Origin of the sequence: Actinomadura logoneensis (assembly GCF_003428695.1) — a bacterium.
Lineage (GTDB): Bacteria > Actinomycetota > Actinomycetes > Streptosporangiales > Streptosporangiaceae > Spirillospora > Spirillospora logoneensis.
In genome coordinates, this window is sequence record NZ_QURH01000463.1 from 1 (window position 1) to 1,082 (window position 1,082).

General features: G+C 78.4%; 2 protein-coding genes. Both read right to left on the reverse strand.

Annotated elements, in window-relative coordinates:
- A partial coding sequence (locus DZF91_RS23325) for an XdhC family protein (RefSeq protein ID WP_199486826.1) occupies positions 1-468 on the reverse strand: 468 nt, incomplete at its 3' end.
- A partial coding sequence (locus DZF91_RS23330; protein ID WP_117359502.1) for a vWA domain-containing protein occupies positions 461-1,082 on the reverse strand: 622 nt, incomplete at its 5' end. The genes DZF91_RS23325 and DZF91_RS23330, both read right to left, overlap by 8 nt.

The following is a 1,082-nucleotide window of genomic DNA, read 5'->3' on the forward strand; positions in this document are numbered from 1 at the left end:
CGACCCCGTGGACGGACCGGACGGGCCCGGGTCGTCCGCGGGCCAGACCACGCGGCGCGCGCCGATCCGGCCCGGACCGGCCACGACGGTCGCGACCGCCACCGGCCGGCGCTCCCGGATCGCCGCCGCCACCTCGGGGAACTCCGGGAAGGTCGCCGCGTCGACCGGCTCGACCAGGATGTCCAGAACGCCGCCGCAGGTCAGCCCCACCGCGAACGCGTCGTCGTCGGACACGCCGTACCGCTGGACGACCGGCCGCCCCGTCCCGGCGACCTCCCGCGCCAGCTCGTACACCGCGCCCTCGACGCAGCCGCCGGACACGCTGCCCGCCGCCTCGCCGTCCGCCGACACCGCCATCGCCGCGCCCGGCGGACGCGGCGCGCTGCGGAACGTCCCGACCACGGTGGCCAGGCCGAACGTCCGCCCGGACGCGTACCAGGCGGCGATGTCGTCGAGCACGTCACGCATGCGCCGGGTCTCCGATCAGTCGGGCGAGCTCCTCCAGGGCGGCCAGGCTGTGCCCGGAGGTGAACGCGGAAAGGTGCGGGAGGGCCGCCGCCATCCCCGCCGTCAGCGGCGCGTACCCGGGCCGCGCCTTGTGCGGGTTCGCCCACACCACCCGGTGCGCGAGCCGCGCGAGCCGTTCCATCTGCGCGGCGAGCAGCGACGCGTCGCCGCGCTCCCAGCCGTCCGAGGCGATGACGACGACCGCGCCGCGCGCAAGCCCCCGGTGCCCGAACCGGTCGAGGAACTCCTTCAGCTCCGCGCCGAGCCGCGTCCCGCCGCTCCAGTCGGGCACCGCGCCCGCCACCGCGCGCATCGCGGCGTCCGGGTCGCGCCGCCCCAGTTCGCGCGTCAGGCGGGTCAGGCGCGTCCCGACGCTGAACACCTCCGCCCGGTGCGCCGCCGCCGTCCCGGCGGAGGCGCGGACGCAGGCGTGGGCGAAACGGAGCAGGGCGTCGGCATAGGGGGACATCGAGCCGGAGACGTCCACCAGCAGGACGAGCCGCCGGGGCCGGGCGCGGTGCGCGCGGTGGCGCAGGACCGCCGGCTCGCCGCCGCGCCGAAGCGCCTCGCGGACG